13 protein-coding genes and 1 tRNA gene are annotated in these 18,612 nt (G+C 66.6%); 13 read left to right on the forward strand and 1 reads right to left on the reverse strand.

Annotated features, from left to right (window positions below):
- Window positions 1-4: 4 nt before the first annotated feature.
- The 12 genes from V3391_RS12385 (at window position 5) to asnB (ending at window position 16,248) form a co-directional block, all read left to right on the forward strand.
- Window positions 5-1,519 (forward strand): NADH-quinone oxidoreductase subunit M, encoded by a 1,515-nt coding sequence (locus V3391_RS12385; RefSeq protein WP_332078695.1) that lies wholly within the window; start codon window positions 5-7, stop codon window positions 1,517-1,519.
- A gap of 16 nt (window positions 1,520-1,535) precedes the next feature.
- Window positions 1,536-2,999 (forward strand): NADH-quinone oxidoreductase subunit NuoN, encoded by a 1,464-nt coding sequence (nuoN, locus tag V3391_RS12390; RefSeq protein ID WP_425497256.1) that lies wholly within the window; start codon window positions 1,536-1,538, stop codon window positions 2,997-2,999.
- 120 nt (window positions 3,000-3,119) lie between these two features.
- Window positions 3,120-3,196: transfer RNA gene (locus tag V3391_RS12395), tRNA-Met, on the forward strand.
- A 233-nt stretch (window positions 3,197-3,429) separates the two neighbouring features.
- Complete coding sequence (gene rimP / locus V3391_RS12400; protein ID WP_332078697.1) at window positions 3,430-4,056, forward strand: ribosome maturation factor RimP; 627 nt, start codon at window positions 3,430-3,432, stop codon at window positions 4,054-4,056.
- Between the two features lie 8 nt (window positions 4,057-4,064).
- A complete protein-coding gene (gene nusA / locus V3391_RS12405; protein WP_332078698.1) occupies window positions 4,065-5,576 on the forward strand; it encodes a transcription termination factor NusA in 1,512 nt (503 codons plus the stop codon).
- Window positions 5,577-5,730: 154 nt separating this feature from the next.
- Window positions 5,731-8,343 (forward strand): translation initiation factor IF-2, encoded by a 2,613-nt coding sequence (gene infB, locus V3391_RS12410; protein WP_332078699.1) that lies wholly within the window; start codon window positions 5,731-5,733, stop codon window positions 8,341-8,343.
- A gap of 126 nt (window positions 8,344-8,469) precedes the next feature.
- Window positions 8,470-8,829, forward strand: a complete 360-nt coding sequence (rbfA, locus tag V3391_RS12415; RefSeq protein ID WP_232136869.1) for a 30S ribosome-binding factor RbfA — start codon at window positions 8,470-8,472, stop codon at window positions 8,827-8,829.
- Window positions 8,804-9,850, forward strand: a complete 1,047-nt coding sequence (gene truB / locus V3391_RS12420; protein ID WP_332078700.1) for a tRNA pseudouridine(55) synthase TruB — start codon at window positions 8,804-8,806, stop codon at window positions 9,848-9,850. Before rbfA ends, truB begins: the two co-directional genes overlap by 26 nt.
- A gap of 154 nt (window positions 9,851-10,004) precedes the next feature.
- A complete protein-coding gene (rpsO, locus tag V3391_RS12425; RefSeq protein WP_332078701.1) occupies window positions 10,005-10,271 on the forward strand; it encodes a 30S ribosomal protein S15 in 267 nt (88 codons plus the stop codon).
- A 120-nt stretch (window positions 10,272-10,391) separates the two neighbouring features.
- On the forward strand, window positions 10,392-12,500 hold the full coding sequence (gene pnp, locus V3391_RS12430) for a polyribonucleotide nucleotidyltransferase (protein WP_332078702.1): 2,109 nt from the start codon (window positions 10,392-10,394) through the stop codon (window positions 12,498-12,500).
- A 315-nt stretch (window positions 12,501-12,815) separates the two neighbouring features.
- On the forward strand, window positions 12,816-14,225 hold the full coding sequence (gene dctA / locus V3391_RS12435) for a C4-dicarboxylate transporter DctA (RefSeq protein WP_332078703.1): 1,410 nt from the start codon (window positions 12,816-12,818) through the stop codon (window positions 14,223-14,225).
- A 313-nt stretch (window positions 14,226-14,538) separates the two neighbouring features.
- Window positions 14,539-16,248, forward strand: coding sequence for an asparagine synthase B (gene asnB / locus V3391_RS12440; RefSeq protein WP_332078704.1), 1,710 nt, complete (start codon window positions 14,539-14,541; stop codon window positions 16,246-16,248).
- A gap of 50 nt (window positions 16,249-16,298) precedes the next feature.
- Here asnB and V3391_RS12445 read toward each other — a convergent pair whose 3' ends face one another.
- Window positions 16,299-16,847 carry a cytochrome b gene (locus V3391_RS12445; protein WP_332078705.1) on the reverse strand — a complete coding sequence of 183 codons (549 nt, stop codon included), beginning with the start codon at window positions 16,845-16,847 and terminating at the stop codon, window positions 16,299-16,301.
- A 188-nt stretch (window positions 16,848-17,035) separates the two neighbouring features.
- On the opposite strand from V3391_RS12445, the gene fabV reads away from it, so the two are divergent.
- Entirely contained in the window at window positions 17,036-18,247 is a 1,212-nt protein-coding gene (fabV, locus tag V3391_RS12450; RefSeq protein WP_332078706.1) for an enoyl-ACP reductase FabV, read from the forward strand.
- Window positions 18,248-18,612 lie beyond the last annotated feature (365 nt).

Consider the following 18,612-nt stretch of genomic DNA (forward strand, 5'->3'; position numbering starts at 1 on the left):
ATACGTGTCGAACTGGCCTCTTCTCAGTCTCCTGATCTGGCTGCCGATCCTCGGCGGTGCGTGCGTGCTCGCTCTGGGCGAACGCCGCCCCGACGCGGCGCGCTGGGTATCGCTGGCGTTCGCGCTGCTCGTCTTCGTCCTCAGCATTCCGCTGTTCACCGGCTTCGACTATGCCAACGCGGGTCTGCAGTTCCTCGAGCGGCGCGAGTGGATCCCGTCGCTCGACATCGAGTACCACCTCGGCGCCGACGGCATCTCGGTCGCGCTGATCATCCTGACCACGCTGACCACCGCGCTGGTGCTGATCGGCGCCTGGGGCTCGGTGACCAAGCGCGTCTCGCAGTACTTCGCGGCGATGCTGATCCTCGAAGGCATGATGGTCGGCGTGTTCGCAGCCGTGGACGCGATGCTGTTCTACGTGTTCTTCGAAGCCATGCTGATCCCGATGTTCATCATCATCGGTGTCTGGGGTGGCGCGAACCGCGTGTACGCCTCGGTGAAGTTCTTCCTGTACACGTTCCTCGGCTCGGTCTTCATGCTGGTCGCGCTGATCTACCTGTACATCCAGGCCGGCAGCTGGCAGCTGCCCGATCTCTACGCACTGCGCCTGTCGTCGACGGAACAGATGTGGATCTTCTTCGCGTTCCTCGCCGCGTTCGCGGTGAAGGTGCCGATGTTCCCGGTGCACACCTGGTTGCCGGACGCGCACGTCGAGGCGCCGACCGGCGGCTCGGTGATCCTGGCGGCGATCATGCTGAAGATCGGCGGCTACGGCTTCCTGCGCTTCAACCTGCCGATCACGCCGGACGCCGGCCACGAATGGGCGTGGCTCGTCATCGGCCTGTCGCTGATCGCGATCGTCTACGTGGGTCTGGTGGCGCTGGTCCAGCAGGACATGAAGAAGCTGGTCGCGTATTCGTCCGTGTCGCACATGGGCTTCGTGACGCTGGGTGTGTTCATCGCGTTCGCGCTGATGCGCGACGTGCAGGGTGGCTCGGACGCCGCGCGTCTCGGTCTGCAGGGCGCGATGGTGCAGATGGTCTCGCACGGCTTCATCTCCGGCGCGATGTTCTCCTGCATCGGCATCCTCTACGACCGCATGCACACCCGGAACATCAAGAATTACGGCGGCGTCGCCAACGTGATGCCGTGGTTCGCCGCGTTCTACGTGCTGTTCGCGATGGCCAACTCGGGCCTGCCGGGTACCTCGGGCTTCGTCGGCGAGTTCATGGTCATCCTGGCCGCGTTCCAGAGCCATCCGCTGATCGCGTTCTTCGCGGCGATGACGCTGATCATCGGTGCGGCCTACACCCTGTGGCTGGTCAAGCGCGTGCTCTACGGTGAAGTGTCGAATGCGCACGTCGCGGCGCTCAAGGACATCAACGCCCGCGAAGCGCTGGTGCTCGGCGTGTTCGCGGCCGGCACGCTGCTGATCGGCGTGTATCCCAAGCCGCTGACCGACCTGATGGAGCCGTCCATCGCGCAACTGGCGAACCTGATCGCCGCAAGCAAGCTTTAAGGACACCGTTGCGATGATTTCTGCCCCGATGACGCCTCCCATCCGCACGCTGGCCGAGCTGGGCCCGATCGTGCCCGAGCTCGTGATCGTGCTGGGTGCGTTCGCCCTGCTGATGCTCGACCTGTTCATCGACCCGCGCCGCCGGATCATCACCCACGTGCTGGCCGTCGCGACGATGCTCGCCGCCGCCGCGCTGATCGTGTTCGGCGTCGGTGGCCACGGCAGCATCCTCGCCGACATGTTCGTGCGCGATGGCGGCGCCGACGTGCTCAAGGTCGCCGGTCTCGTGGTCGGCGCCGCGGCGCTGGGCTACGCCTGGACATGGCTGCGCGAGCGCGATCTGTACCAGGGCGAGATCCCGGTGCTGTTCCTGTTCACCACCGCCGGCATGATGCTGCTGGTGTCGGCCAACAACCTGACGATGGTCTACGTCGGTCTGGAGCTGCTGGCGCTGTGTTCCTACGCGCTGGTCGCCTGCGACCGCGACAGCAAACTCGCGTCCGAAGCGGCGATGAAGTACTTCGTGCTCGGTGCACTGGCGTCGGGCATGCTGCTGTTCGGCATGTCGCTGATCTACGGCGCCACCGGCACGCTGTCGCTGCCCGCGATCCACGACGCGATCGGCGGCCTGTCGGGCGACGGCCGCGTGCTGATGCTGACTGGGATGGTGTTCCTGATCGTCGGTATCGCGTTCAAGTTCGGCGCCGCGCCGTTCCACATGTGGCTGCCCGACACCTACCACGGTGCGCCGACGCCGATCGTCGCCTTCATCAGCTCGGTGCCGAAGATCGCCGCGTTCGGTATGGCCTGGCGCCTGCTCGACACCGCGCTCGGCCCGATGCACGACCAGGCGCAGATCCTGCTGTCGATCCTCGCCGCGCTGTCGCTGGTGGTCGGCAACCTGTTCGCGCTCGCGCAGACCAATCTCAAGCGCATGCTCGCCTACTCGACGATCTCGCACGTCGGCTTCCTGTTTCTCGGCCTCGCCGGTGGCGGGGAAGTGGGCTATGCCTCGGCGATGTTTTACGTCGTCAGCTACGCGGTGATGTCGGCGGCCGCGTTCGGCGCGATCGTCATGCTGTCGCGCAACGGGTTCGAAGCCGATCGCATCGACGACTACAAGGGCCTGAACCAGCGCAGCCCATGGATGGCCGGCCTCGTGCTGTGCGTCATGGCCTCGCTCGCCGGCGTGCCGCCGTTCCTCGGTTTCTGGGCCAAGCTCGCCGTGCTGCAGGGCGCCCTGCAGGGTGATCTGCTGTGGCTGGCGATTGTCGGCATCGTGTTCGCGGTGATCGGCGCGTTCTACTACCTGCGCGTGATCAAGGTCATGTACTTCGACGCACCCGAGGCCGCGCCGATGGCGCAGCGTGCCGGGACGCCGATGCGCGTGGTGTTCGCACTCAATGTGCTGGCGCTGCTGGTGGTCGTGCCGTTCTTCAGTCCGCTGATGGCGTGGTGCCAGCAGGCATTCGCCGCCTGAGTCTGTTAGGATGCGCGCCCGGTCGTTGCGAATGCAGCGATCGGGGGAAGTTCGAGGGATGCGGAATCGTTCGAAACTTCTTGCACTATCGAAGAGAAATCTTCATAATTCCGCTTCTGATGCGGGGTGGAGCAGTCTGGCAGCTCGTCGGGCTCATAACCCGAAGGTCGCAGGTTCAAATCCTGCCCCCGCTACCACATTCAACGCAGTAAAGAAGGCGCACCTCCGGGTGCATCCGACGCGAAGAATCTGGGCTTTGCCGAAGCAACTGCTTCGCTTCGGCGCCGACATCCAGTGGTATCGGACAAGGGGCCCATCGGGCCCTTTGTCGTTTTCCGCGATCGGAAAACCGCAGGCGCCCGGGGCAACGCGGTGCGCTTCACGACAGCGACGATCGTGCGATACCGGATACGCAACGGACGAGGGATCAGTGGCGGACAAAGCGACACAACTGACGCAATTGCTGGCACCGACGGTCGAGGCCCTCGGGCTCGAACTGCTGGGCATCGAATACCTGACGGCGCCGGGTGGCGCGCTCGTACGCATCTACATCGACGTGCCGGCCAGCGCCGAAGCCGGACAGGCCGATCCGGAAGGCGAGGGCGGCCAAGGCGTGACGATCGAACACTGCGAGGCGGTCAGCCGCGAAGTGTCGGCGCAGCTCGACGTCGAGGATCCGATCAGCGGCAACTACACTCTCGAGGTGTCGTCGCCCGGCATCGACCGTCCGCTGTTCAACGTCGCGCAGTTCGCACAGTTCCAGGGCGAGACCGCCAAGGTCGGCCTGAAGCTGCCGCAGGACGGGCGTCGCCGCCTGACCGGTCGCATCACCGCGGTCGAAGGCGACACCGTGACGTTCGATGTCGACGGCAACACGTTCACCGTGCAGGCCGACAACATCGAGAAGGCCCGCGTGGTGCCCGACTGGGCCGCGCTGGGCCTCGCCGCGTCGAAGGACAAGAAGGACAACGGCCGCGCCACCGGCGCGACCCGCAAGGCCAACCACACACCACGTGACAACAAGCGGTCGGCGGATCCGTCGACCGGTGCGGAGTGAATGAAAAGATGAGCAAGGAACTGTTGCTGGTCGTCGACGCGGTCGCGAGCGAGAAGGGCGTCCCGGAATCCGTGATTCTCGAGGCCATCGAAGCCGCGCTGGCGACTGCCGCCAAGAAGCGCTACATGGACCAGGACGTGCTGACGCGCGTCGCGATCGATTCGAAGGACGGAAGCTACGAGACCTTCCGCCGCTGGGAAGTGGTGGCCGACGACGTCGTCATGGAATCGCCGGACCGCCAGCTGCGTCTGATGGATGCGATCGAAGAAGCCGAAGGCGTCGAGGTCGGCGACTACATCGAAGAGCAGATCGAGAACGTCGACTTCGGCCGCATCGCCGCCCAGGCCGCCAAGCAGGTCATCGTGCAGCGCGTGCGCGAGGCCGAGCGCCAGCAGGTCGTCGATGCGTGGAAGGATCGCGTGGGCGAGCTGGTCACCGGCGTGGTCAAGCGCGTCGAGCGCGGCAACGTCTACGTCGATCTGGGCGGCAACGCCGAAGCGTTGATTCCGAAGGACAAGGCGATTCCGCGCGACGTCGTGCGCGCCGGCGATCGCGTGCGCGGTTTCCTGTTCGACGTGCGCAGCGAGCCCCGCGGCCCGCAGCTGTTCATCAGCCGCGCCGCGCCGGAATTCATGATGGAGCTGTTCAAGCTCGAAGTGCCGGAAGTCGGCCAGGGCCTGGTCGAGATCAAGGCCTGCGCACGTGATCCGGGCGACCGCGCCAAGATCGCCGTGCTGGCCTACGACACCCGCACCGATCCCATCGGCGCCTGCATCGGCATGCGCGGTTCGCGCGTGCAGGCGGTCTCGAACGAGTTGAACGGCGAGCGCGTCGACATCGTGCTGTGGTCGGACAACCCGGCGCAGTTCGTCATCAACGCGATGGCCCCGGCCGAAGTGCAGTCGATCGTCGTCGACGAAGACAAGCACTCGATGGACCTGGCGGTCGCCGAGGACAAGCTCGCCCAGGCGATCGGCAAGGGCGGCCAGAACGTGCGCCTCGCCAGCCGCCTGTCGGGCTGGCAGCTCAATGTGATGACCCAGGACCAGGTCACCGCGAAGTCGGATGCCGAGCAGGCATCGGCGCGCGCCCTGTTCCAGGAGAAGCTGGAAGTCGACGAGGAAATCGCCGGCATCCTGGTCGCCGAGGGGTTCAGCACGGTCGAGGAAATCGCCTACGTGCCGGTCGGCGAGCTGCTGGCGGTCGAAGGCTTCGACGAGGACATCGTCGAGGAACTGCGTGGCCGTGCACGCGACTCGCTGCTCAACGACGCGCTCGCGGTCGAAGAGGGCGTGGACGAGAACGCGCCGGCGGACGATCTGCTCGCGCTCGAGGGTATGGACGAGGCGACGGCGTACGCGCTGGCCGCCAACGGCATCCGCACCAGCGAGGACCTGTCGGACCTGGGCGCGGACGAAGTGGTCGAGTTCGGCATCGAGGACCTCGACGAGGCCCGCGCCGCCGCGCTGATCCTCGCCGCCCGTGCCGAAGAGATCGCGCGCCTGGAAAGGGAAGGCTGACGGGTCGCGCCGCGCCGGTGCCCAGCGCCGGCGCAGAACGCGGCCGCCAGCCACGGATGACGATCCAGTTCGGAACGAATCCCATGCAGCGGTAGAATGACAAATCCACTGCGCCCCGCACTTCGCGGCGGCGCGCAAGGAACCGGAATCACGAATGTCGCAACAAACCACCATCCGCAAGCTGGCCGCACTGGTGAACACGCCGGTCGAGAAACTGCTTGAACAGCTGTCCGAAGCGGGCATGCCGTTCAGCGATCCCGACCAGAGCGTGACCAGTGCCGAGAAGCTCAAGCTGCTCGGTTTCCTCAAGCGCGCGCACGGCAAGGGTGAAGACCCGGCCGAGGAAGCCGCTGCGCCGAAGAAGATCACGCTCAGCCGCAGCCGCAAGCAGGAACTGACGGTCGGTGGCGGCAAGAACCGCCAGACGGTCGACGTCGTCGTGCGCAAGAAGGTCACGCTGAGCCCGAACGCGGGTGGTGCGGTCGATCCGGATGCCGAGCGCGCCGAGATCCTGCGCAAGCTCGAAGAGTCGCGCGCGAAGAACCTGTCCGAGCAGCAGCGCCTGGCCGAGGACGACAAGCGTCGCGCCGACGAGGCCGAAGCGCGCAAGCGCGAAGCGGAAGCCGAGGCCGAGCGTCTGCGCCAGGTCGCAGCCGCCGCTGCCGCCGTGCCGCCGGAAGAAGCCGCCGAAGCGACGCGTCGCCCGCCGGCTGCGCACGGTCACGGCCACAAGCCGCCGGCGCCGCCGCGCGCCGACGACCGCAACGCGCCCGCCGGTGCCAAGCACAAGGGCAACCGCGGTTCGCACGCGATGGTCAGTGGCGTCGAGGACGACGACAAGACCGCGCGCTTCGCCGGCCAGTTGCACCTCAGCGCCTCCGATCGCGCCCGTCGCAGCACCAGCAACACGCGCGGCAAGCCGCAGCGTGGCGGTCCGCAGCGTCGTGGCAGTGCCCCGTCGCGCAGCGGCGGTGGCCCGCACGGCTTCGAGCGCCCGACCGCGCCGATGCAGCGCGAAGTGGCGATCGGCGATGCGATCACCGTGGCCGATCTCGCGCAGAAGCTCGCGATGAAGGGCGGCGACGTGGTCAAGGCGCTGTTCAAGATGGGCGTCATGGCGACCATCACCCAGTCGATCGATCACGACACCGCGGCCCTGGCCGTCGAAGAACTCGGCCACATTCCGGTGCGCGCCGATGCCGACGACGCCGAGAGCGAGCTGATCGCACACGTGGGCGAGGCGCAGGGCGACCAGGTCGCGCGTCCGCCGGTCGTCACGATCATGGGTCACGTCGATCACGGCAAGACCTCGCTGCTCGACTACATCCGTCGCACCAAGATCGCCTCGGGCGAAGCGGGTGGCATCACGCAGCACATCGGCGCGTACCACGTCGAAACCGACAAGGGCGTCATCAGCTTCCTCGACACCCCGGGCCACGCGGCATTTACTTCGATGCGTGCGCGCGGCGCCAAGCTCACCGACATCGTGATCCTGGTGGTCGCGGCCGACGACGGCGTCATGCCGCAGACGGTCGAGGCGATCAAGCACGCGAAGGCGGCGAAGGTGCCGCTGATCGTGGCGATCAACAAGATCGACAAGTCGGGCGCGGATCCGTCGCGGGTCAAGAACGAACTGCTCGAGCACGAGATCGTGGCCGAGGACTTCGGCGGCGACACGCAGATGGTGGAGCTGTCGGCCAAGACCGGCGACGGCGTCGACGATCTGCTCGATGCGATCTCGCTGCAGTCCGAAATCCTCGAACTGCGCGCCGTGGCCGAAGGCCGCGCGAGCGGTACGGTCATCGAATCCTCGCTCGACAAGGGCCGCGGCCCGGTCGCGACGGTGCTGGTGCAGAACGGCCTGCTGTCGCGTGGCGATTACCTCGTCTGCGGCGTGCAGTACGGCCGCGTGCGTGCGCTGTTCGACGAAACCGGCAGCCAGGTGCCGACGGCCGGTCCGTCGATCCCGGTGCAGGTGCTGGGTCTGTCGGGCGTGCCGGATGCGGGCGACGATTTCGTCGTCGTCGCCGACGAGCGTCTGGCCAAGGACGTGGCCTCGCAGCGCGACACCAAGCGCCGCGAAACGCGCCTGGTGCAGGCCGCGGGCAACCGCATGGAAGACATCATGGCGCAGATGGGCCAGGCCGAGCAGCAGCTGTCGCTCAACCTGGTCATCAAGGCCGACGTGCAGGGCTCGGTCGAAGCGCTCAAGCAGTCGCTGGTCGCGCTGTCGAACGAACAGATCCGCATCAACGTCATCGTCTCCGGCGTCGGCGGCATCACCGAGTCGGACGCCAACTCCGCGGCCGCGGCCAAGGCCACGATCATCGGCTTCAACGTTCGTGCCGACGCCTCGGCGCGCAAGGTGATCGAGAACAGCGCGCTGGATCTGCGCTACTTCTCGGTGATCTACGACGTGATCGACCAGGTCAAGCAGGTCGCCTCGGGCATCCTGGGCATGGAGATCCGCGAAGAGATCATCGGTACCGCGGAAGTGCGCGACGTGTTCCGCAGCTCCAAGTTCGGTGCGGTCGCCGGCTCGATGGTCATCGAGGGTGTGGTCAAGCGCAACAAGCCGATCCGCGTGCTGCGCGACAACACGGTCATCTTCGAGGGCGAGCTGGAATCGCTGCGCCGCTTCAAGGAAAACGTCGACGAAGTGCGCAACGGCACCGAGTGCGGCATCGGCGTCAAGGCCTACAACGACGTCAAGCCGGGCGACCAGATCGAGTGCTTCGAGCGCATCGAGGTCCAGCGCACCCTGTAAGGGCGCGCCGGATGCAATGCCGGCGGCCGGGCTCCGTACATGCGGACCCGGCCGTCGTCGTCTCAGGCGGTTCCGTCCGCCGTGTTCCAGACTTTCTTCCGTCCCATCGCAACAGGTGTTCCGTCCGTGCCCACGAAATCCTTCCACCGTACCGACCGCGTCTCCGCCCAGCTCCGTCGTGAGCTCGGAACGCTCGTGCGCGAGGCAGTCTCCGAACACGGCTTGCCGTCGGTCAGCGTGTCCGACGTCGAGGTCACCCGCGACATGGCCCACGCCAAGGTCTTCGTGACCGCGCTGCAGTCCGAGCGTGCCGACGAGGCGATGAAGGGCCTCAAGGCCGTCGCGCACGAGATCCGCTTCCGCCTCGCGCGCGCGGTGAAGCTGCGCCACGTGCCGGAATTGCATTTCCACTACGACGATTCGGTCGATCGCGGCGAGCGCATCGACAATCTGCTGCGCGATGTCGGCGAACCTTCCGCCGACTGACGCCGGCGCCCCGCCTGCGACGCCGCCGCGCCCGCGCGGCAAGCGTCGGCAGCAGGACCGTCCGCGCACCCAGTTCCGCAAGCTCGACGGCATCCTGCTGCTCGACAAGCCGCGTGGCATGAGCTCCAACCAGGCGCTGCAGCGCGTGCGGCACCTGTTCCGCGCCGAGAAGGGCGGCCACACAGGCAGCCTCGATCCCCTGGCGACCGGCCTGCTGCCGGTCTGCTTCGGCGAGGCGACCAAGATCGCCGGCGGCCTGCTCGGCGCACGCAAGGCCTACACCACCGTCGCCCGGCTCGGGCAGGTCACCGATACCGACGACGCCGACGGCGAGATCCTGCGTGAGCGCCCGGTGCCGTCGCTGACCATCGAAACCCTCGATGCCGCGCTCGGCCAGCTGGTGGGTCGCATCCAGCAGCGCCCGCCGATCTACTCCGCGCTCAAGCGCGGCGGCGAGCCGCTGTACGCCAAGGCGCGTCGCGGCGAGACGGTCGAGGTCGACGTGCGCCCGGTCGACGTGCACGCCTTCGAGCTCCAGTCCGCGGCCGATCTGCTCGACGGCGTGCTCGAACCCGACGGCATGCCGCAGCTGCGTCTGCACGTCGAATGCGGCTCGGGTACCTACGTGCGCAGTCTGGTCCGCGATCTGGGCGAACTGCTGGGCTGTGGCGCGCACGTGGCCGAGCTGCGCCGGCTCTGGGTCGATCCGTTCCGCGATCCGCGCATGTGGACGCTGGAGGACCTGCAGGCGCTGGCCACGCGCGGCGAATCGCAGCTCGAAGCCTGTCTGCTGGAAATCGAGGCCGGCATGCTGGCGTGGCCGAAAGTCCACGTCGACGCGCGCCAGGCTGCGCGCCTGCAGAACGGCCAGGACGTGCCGGTCGCGCATGCATCGGTGGGCGAGGTGGCCATCATCGGGCCGACCGGTCGCGCCGAAGGTCTCGGGCAGGTGGCCGATGATGGCCGCCTGAAACCGCAACGCATGTTCCGCCGCGCAGACGCGAACGACACCGGGGCCTGAATGGCCGCCTTGTCCGGCTGTCCGCCCGGCGGTACAATTTCGCCGCCTTTTTCAAGGCACACTGCAGCATCCATCCACAGGCGGTCCGGGCGGTACGCGACGGTCATACGACCGGTCGCTGTCTTCTGCGGGACCCGCGTCCAGAGAACATGAAATGACCAGCACCATCGACAACGGCAAGATCATCGAAGAACACAAGCGCGGCGACAACGACACCGGCTCCCCGGAAGTCCAGGTCGCTCTGCTGACCGCACGCATCGTGCACCTGACCGAGCACTTCAAGACGCACAAGAAGGATCATCACAGCCGCCGCGGCCTGCTGATGATGGTCAACCGTCGTCGCAGCCTGCTCGACTATCTGCACCGCAAGGATGCAGGTCGTTACAAGGCCCTGATCGAGAAGCTCGGTCTGCGTCGCTAAGACTGGTACCCACCGCGGCGCAGAAATGCGCCGCGGTTCTTTTTAGGGCGTGGGCAGCGTCCGCCCGGACGGGGCATGGGTCCCGGTCGGTTCATCGCAAGAGACATCAAGGAATTCAACGTGGCGAAAGTGACAAAGAGCTTCCAGTTCGGCAACCACACGGTGATGCTCGAGACCGGCGAGATCGCGCGCCAGGCCGGCGGCGCCGTCATGGTGTCGTGCGAGGGCACCCAGGTGCTGGTCACCGCGGTCGCCAACAAGACCGCACGCGAAGGGCAGGATTTCTTCCCGCTGACCGTCGACTACCAGGAGAAGTTCTACGCCGGCGGCCGCATCCCGGGCGGCTTCTTCAAGCGTGAAGGTCGCGCCACCGAGAAGGAGACGCTGACGTCGCGCCTGATCGACCGTCCGATCCGTCCGTTGTTCCCCGATGGCTTCCGCAACGAAGTCCAGGTCATCGCCACCGTGATGTCGATGAACCCCGAGATCGACGGCGACATCCTCGCCCTGATCGGCGCCTCGGCTGCACTGTCGCTTTCGGGCGCGCCGTTCGACGGCCCGATCGGCGCCGCCAAGGTCGGTTACAAGGACGGCCAGTACCTGCTGAACCCGACCGTGTCGGAGCTGAAGGATTCGGACCTCGAGCTCGTCGTCGCCGGTACCGCGAACGCCGTGCTGATGGTCGAGTCGGAAGCGAAGGAACTCTCGGAAGATGTGATGCTCGGCGCCGTGATGTTCGGCCACCAGCAGATGCAGGTCGCCATCGCCACGATCAACGAGCTCGTCGCCGAAGCCGGCAAGCCGAAGTGGGAATGGTCGGCGCCGGCCGCCAACGAGGGCCTGATCTCGACCCTGCGTACCGCGATCGGCGAGCAGCTCGCCAGCGCGTTCCAGGTGCGCGACAAGCTCGAGCGCAAGGACGCGATCTCCAAGGTCAAGAAGGCGATCCTCGAAGCCGTACAGCCGCACGCCGAAGCCAACGCCTGGTCGAACAGCGAGCTGTCGAAGGAATTCGGCGAGCAGGAATACCAGACGATGCGCGACTCGGTCCTCAAGACCAAGGTCCGTATCGACGGTCGCGCGCTCGACACCGTGCGCCCGATCAGCTCGAAGGTCAGCATCCTCCCGCGCGTGCACGGCTCCTCGCTGTTCACCCGTGGCGAGACGCAGGCGATCGTCGCTGTGACCCTCGGCACCGCGCGCGATGGCCAGATCATCGACGCCGTCGCCGGCGAGTACAAAGAGCACTTCCTGTTCCACTACAACTTCCCCCCGTACTCGGTGGGCGAAGCCGGCCGCATGATGGGTCCGAAGCGTCGCGAGATCGGCCACGGCCGTCTGGCCAAGCGCGGCGTGCTCGCCGTGATGCCGACGATGGAAGAGTTCCCGTACACCATCCGCGTCGTTTCGGAGATCACCGAGTCGAACGGCTCCTCGTCGATGGCGTCGGTCTGCGGTTCCTCGCTGGCGCTGATGGACGCGGGCGTGCCGATCAAGGCACCGGTCGCCGGCATCGCGATGGGCCTGGTCAAGGAAGGCGACGACTACGTCGTGCTGTCGGACATCCTGGGTGACGAAGATCACCTCGGCGACATGGACTTCAAGGTCGCCGGCACCACGAACGGCATCTCGGCGCTGCAGATGGACATCAAGATCCAGGGCATCACCGAAGAGATCATGAAGGTCGCGCTGGCCCAGGCGAAGCAGGGTCGTCTGCACATCCTCCAGGAGATGAGCAGCGCGCTGACCACGGCACGTACCGAACTCAGTGAGTTCGCGCCGCGCCTGATCACGATCAAGATCCACCCCGACAAGATCCGCGAAGTCATCGGCAAGGGCGGTTCGGTCATCCAGGGCATCACCAAGGAAACCGGCACCCAGATCGACATCCAGGACGACGGCACGATCACGATCGCCTCGGTCGACGCCGCTGCCGGTCGCGCTGCGAAGGAACGCATCGAGCAGATCACGTCGGACGTCGAGCCGGGCCGCATCTACGAGGGCAAGGTCGTCAAGCTGATGGACTTCGGTGCATTCGTGACGATCTCCCCCGGCAAGGACGGCCTGGTCCACGTGTCGCAGATCTCCAACGAGCGTGTCGAGAAGGTCGGCGACGTGCTCAAGGAAGGCGATGTGGTCAAGGTCAAGGTGCTGGAAGTCGACAAGCAGGGCCGCATCCGCCTGTCGATGAAGGCCGTCGCCGAAGGCGAAGGCACGCCGGCCGAGTAATCGCCAGCGTTGCATGTCTTAAGGAAACGGGCCGCGCAAGCGGCCCGTTTTCGTTGGGGCGTGTCGTCGGTGTCGACCACGCGCCTCGCGCTCGCATCGAAGCCGGGCCGCGCACGTCAGATGCGGTTTCCACCTCTGCCGACCTCTCGATGCAGGTGCAACGGATGCATTTTTCGATTGCTGCTCAAACAGCCGCAATCCCTGCAAATCCCCGCAGAAGAACGCCCTTCGACGCCGTTCCCGCAGGAAACTGACTGCGCCATCTAGTCCCATGGTGTGAGTTTGCAATCGTTGTTCATCTGGCAGGCTTGCGGCATGCAGACCGATACCTCGACCCAGACCGCTGTCAAAGCCCCGACCCCCGGGCCCGCGCCGAAGCGCAAACAACTCTGGCACCACCTGTACTTCTGGGTACTGGTGGGCATCGCCGCGGGCATCGTCATCGGCCTCGCCGCGCCGCAGGTCGGCGCGCAGATGAAATGGCTGGCCGATCTCTTCATCAAGCTGGTCAAGGTCGTCATCGCGCCGACCATCTTCGCGACCGTCGCGGTGGGCATCGCCGGACTCGGCAACCTCGCCAAGGCCGGCGGCCTGGCGCTCAAGACCGTCATCTACTTCAACGTCACCACCGTTTTCGCGCTGGGCATCGGCCTGGTCGTCATCAATCTGCTGGGCCCGGGCCGCATGCTCGGCCTCGACATCGCCACCTTCGACGCGTCCGCTGCCGACGGCACGCTGCAGAGCGCGGGCGCCGCGGCGGGCGAGGGCATCACCGGCTTCCTGCTGCATCTGGTGCCCAGCTCGTTCATGGGCGCGTTCGTCGAGGGCCAGCTGATCCAGGTGCTGGTGATGGCGATCCTCGTCGCCTGCGCGATCACGATGCTCGGCGAACGCGGCAAGCCGGCGGTCGCCGCGCTCGATACCATCGCCCAGGTGATGTTCGGCGTCATCAAGATCGTCATGTGGTTCGCGCCGCTGGGCGCGATGGGCGGCATGGCCTTCACCATCGGCGAGTACGGCAGCGCGATCCTCGGCTCGCTCGGCTACTTCATGGTCAGCTTCTGGATGACCTGCCTGCTGTTCCTGTTCCTGGTGCTCGGACCGATCTGCTGGTGGTCGGGCTTCAGCATCCTCAAGTACATCCGCATGATCCGCGACGAGCTGCTGATCGTGCTCGGCACCTCGTCGTCGGAGACGGTGCTGCCGCGCATGCTGGCCAAGCTCGAAGCGGCCGGCGTGCCGAAGTCGGTCGTCGGCCTGACGATTCCCACCGGGTATTCCTTCAACCTCGACGGCACCGCGATCTACATGACGATGGGCGCGATCTTCATCGCCCAGGCCTTCGGCATCGAAGTGCCGCTGGGCACGCAGATCGCGCTGCTGGTCTTCATGCTGATCTCGTCGAATGGTGCGGCTGGCGTGTCCGGCGCGGGCCTGGTGACGCTGGCGGCGTCGCTGGCGGCGTTCGAGAGCGTGATTCCGCTCGCGGGTATCGCGCTGATCGTCGGCATCGACCGTTTCATGTCGGAGGGCCGTGCGCTGACCAACCTCACCGGCAACGGCATCGGCACGCTGGTGATCGCGCGCTGGACCGGCCAGCTCGATCGCGAGCGTCTGCAGGAGGTGCTCGACAATCCCTCGCTGGTCGATCCCGACCGCCTGCTGGCGGAGAAGAACGCGGCCGCCGCTGCGCAGCCGCCGATCGACGCGCTGCCGGCCAAGTGAAGTCGATGGCCGCGTTTCGATGCGGCCCGCGTTGAACGATCAGGTGCAGCCGTTGCGCACGCAACGGTTGCACCGCCTCCGCAGAGCCTTTAGGTTGCACCCCATGCCCCGCATCGCTGCCAACAATCGCAACCGCAACGCTCTGCGCACGAATAATCGTGCGCGGCCGATGCGGGTGTGGGAGCTGGCGCAGCAGTAAAGCAAGACGCGCAGGCACCGGAACACGAACCCGCATCGGCCGCGATGCGGGTTTTTTTGTGTCCGCATCCGGCTCCACCGACATCGCAATCCACGACATCCCAGGAGCTCCACCATGTGTTCGATCTTCGGCATCTTCGGCCTGCAACCCGGCGACGACGCCACCGCGCTGCGCCGGCAGGCGCTCGAGTGTTCGCAGCGCCAGCGTCACCGCGGCCCCGACTGGAGCGGCGTGCACGTCGACGACCGCGCGATCCTCGTGCACGAGCGTCTCGCCATCGTCGATCCGGCGGGTGGCTCGCAGCCGCTGCTGTCCGAGGACGGCGCGCTGGTGCTCGCGGTCAATGGCGAGATCTACAACCACCAGACGCTGAAGACCGAACTGCGCGTGCCGTACGCGTTCCAGACCGCGTCCGATTGCGAAGTGGTCAGCGCGCTGTACCGGGAGCACGAGGCCGACGGCAGCGGGCCGTCCGCGTTCCTCGAGCGGCTCAACGGCATCTTCGCGTTCGCACTGTGGGACCGCGACAGCGGCCGCGCGATCATCGCCCGCGACCCGATCGGCGTGGTGCCGCTGTACTGGGGTCACGACCGCGAAGGCCGCCTGCGCGTGGCGTCGGAAATGAAGGCGCTGGCCGATACCTGCGCCGATGTCGCGCAATTCCCGCCCGGTCACTGGTACGACAGCGCGACCGGCGTGCTCACGCAGTACTACAAGCGACCGTGGCGCGACTTCGACGCAGTCGATGGTGTGGACGTCTCGCTGGACGATGTGCGCGAAGCGTTCGAGGCCGCCGTGCATCGTCAGCTGATGACCGACGTGCCCTATGGCGTGCTGCTGTCGGGTGGTCTGGATTCCTCGCTGGTCGCCGCCGTGGCCGCACGCTATGCACGGCATCGCGTCGAGGATGGCGACCGCAGCGAAGCCTGGTGGCCGCGTCTGCACTCGTTCGCGATCGGTCTCAAGGGCTCGCCCGATCTCGCCGCGGCGGCGATCGCTGCGGAGTCGCTGGGCACCGTGCATCACGGCTTCGAATACACGTTCGAGGAAGGCCTCGACGCGATTCCCGACGTGATCCGCCACGTCGAGACCTTCGACGTGACCACGATCCGCGCGTCCACACCGATGTTCCTGCTCGCCCGCCGGATCAAGGCGATGGGCGTGAAGATGGTGCTGTCGGGCGAGGGCAGCGACGAGATCTTCGGCGGCTATCTGTACTTCCACAAGGCGCCGGACGCGCGGCAGTTCCACGAGGAACTGGTCCGCAAGCTCGACGCGCTGCACACCTACGACTGCCTGCGCGCGAACAAGTCGATGATGGCCTGGGGCGTGGAACCGCGCGTGCCGTTCCTCGACCGCGCGTTCCTCGATGTGGCAATGCGCTTCGACGCCGCGCACAAGATGATCCATCGCGGCAGCAACGGGTATCAGCGCATGGAGAAGGGCGTGCTGCGCGCCGCGTTCGACGGTCATCTGCCCGACGAGATCCTGTGGCGCCAGAAGGAACAGTTCAGCGACGGCGTCGGCTACGGCTGGATCGACGGGCTCAAGGCGCATGCCGAGGCGCAGGTCAGCGATCGAGAACTCGCGGCCGCGGCGAGCCGCTTCCCGCACAACCCACCGCTGACGAAAGAGGCGTATTTCTACCGCAGCGTATTCGAACGCCTGTTCCCGTCACCGGCGGCGGCCGCCACCGTGCCGGGCGGCAAGTCGATCGCCTGTTCGTCGCCTGCGGCGATCGCCTGGGACGCTGCGTTTGCGAATGCCGCCGATCCATCGGGGCGTGCGGTGGCCGGCGTGCACAACGCGGCGGTGGCGGCCTGAGTATTGCCCCCGCCTCCGCGATGCGGGGGCTGGGGCAGATTCCTGCGGGCTCAGAGCTTGCCGGCCATCCGCGCCAGCGTCGTGTCACGCCAGAAGAAGTGATGCAGCGCGACCATTGCGACATGGCCGGCGACCACCGCCAGCAGCGTCCAGGCGAGGACGCCGTGCGACAGATTCGCCGGCGCCATCAGCCACTCCAGTTTCTCGCCGGTGGCGGGAAACAGCGGTACGCCCCACGGTGCGAAGCCGCGGCCGCTGCCGTATTCGCGCAGCAGCGCGACGGTCGGCACGTAGAACATCAATGCATAGAGCAGGGCATGGCCTGCGAGCGCGAGACGGCCGACCCCTGTCGCCGGATGCGGCGGACGATTGCGCCATTGCGACAGGCCCCAGGCGCCGCGCAGCAGGATCGCCAGCATCAGCAGCGTGCCGACCGGCTTGTGGCTGCCGACGAGGAAGGCGGTGAGCGGATGGCGACCGAGCAGCAGCTTCACGCCCATGCCGGTGAACTGCCACGCGAACAGCGCGCCCATGCCCCAGTGCAGCACCCGCGTGACCAGGCCGTAGCGCAGCGGTGAATCGGTCCAGCGAGACGGCATGGGTGCATCCGGTGCGAAGTCAGGTGCACAGTTCAGCCGCGCGCCCGCGTGCTGTCAATCGCGCGTGCGAAGACGCATGCAGGATTCGCACGCGCGACCGTTCCGCTTCACCATCGACCCCCGTACGGGACCGCGGCGACCCCAGCCCGTAAACTGGGCGCCACGTTTCCAGACACACGGGCGACACAGTGATCATCCATCCCAAGGTCCGCGGCTTCATCTGCACCACCACGCACCCGATCGGCTGCGACCACAACGTGCGCGACCAGATCGCGGCCACGCGCGCGCGCGGTGTGCGCGACGATGGTCCGAAGAAGGTGCTGGTGATCGGCGCATCCAGCGGCTACGGCCTGGCGGCGCGCATCAGCGCAGCGTTCGGCTTCGGCGCCGACACGCTGGGTGTGTTCTTCGAAAAGCCCGGCACCGACAAGAAGCCCGGCACGGCCGGCTGGTACAACTCGGCCGCGTTCGATCGTTACGCCAAGGAGGCCGGCCTCTACAGCCGTTCGATCAACGGCGATGCCTTCTCCGATGCCGCGCGCGCGCAGGCGATCGATCTGATCAAGAACGAGATGGGCGGCCAGGTCGATCTGGTCGTCTATTCGCTGGCCTCGCCGGTGCGCAAGCTGCCCGACACCGGCGAAGTGAAGCGCTCCGCGCTCAAGCCGATCGGCGAGGCCTACACCTCGACCGCGATCGACACCAACAAGGACCAGATCATCGAGGCGTCGATCGAGCCTGCAACCGAGCAGGAAATCGCCGACACCGTGACCGTGATGGGCGGTCAGGACTGGCAGCTGTGGATCGACGCACTGCGCGAAGCCGGCGTGCTGGCCGATGGCGCGAAGACGGTCGCCTTCAGCTACATCGGCACCGAGATCACCTGGCCGATCTACTGGCACGGTGCGCTGGGCAAGGCGAAGGCCGATCTCGACGCGACCGCGCGTCGCCTCGATGCACAGCTCGCCGAAACCGGCGGCAGCGCGAACGTCGCGGTGCTCAAGTCGGTCGTCACGCAGGCCAGTGCCGCGATTCCGGTGCTGCCGCTGTACATCGCCATCGCCTTCAAGGTCATGAAGGAAAAGGGTCTGCACGAAGGCACGCTCGACCAGCTCGACCGCCTGTTCCGCGAGCGCATGTACCGCGCCGACGGCGCGCCGGCCGAACTCGACGACGAAGCGCGCCTGCGTCTGGACGACTGGGAACTGCGCGACGACGTGCAGGCGCAGTGCAAGGCGCTGTGGCCGCAGATCACGACGGAGAACCTGTTCGCGCTGACCGATTACGCCGGGTACAAGCACGAATTCCTGAAGCTGTTCGGTTTCGAGCGCAGCGATGTGGATTACGACGCCGAGGTGGATCCGGTGGCGGAGTTCGATGTGATCGAACTGCGGGACTGATCGCGTATGCGCTCCTGGAGAAGCCCCGCTCATGCGGGGCTTTTTCTTGGGTGGAGGTTGCGTCGTTGTGGCGGCACACGGCGGCGTACTGGCAGCCAGCTGGATGCGCTGTGTCTGGGTTTTGGACTGCTCTTCCTTGGCTCTGCTGGTGCCTCCGCTTTTGCTTTGGTTTTTAGCTTTGGCTTTGCTATTTGCTGTTGACCTGAATCGAGCCGTAAAGCGAGCCGAGCATCGCAGGGCGACGGGGTCGAAGAGCAGCCCATGTCTGAGCGCAGCGAGTTTGGGCTGCGTGCCCCGTCGACCGAGAAGCGCAGGGGACCGCCGCGGCTGTATCGCGGCGGATCGCGTCCGGCGAAGACGGTTTT

The sequence above is a fragment of the Luteimonas flava genome (assembly GCF_036584485.1).
Lineage (GTDB): Bacteria > Pseudomonadota > Gammaproteobacteria > Xanthomonadales > Xanthomonadaceae > Luteimonas > Luteimonas flava.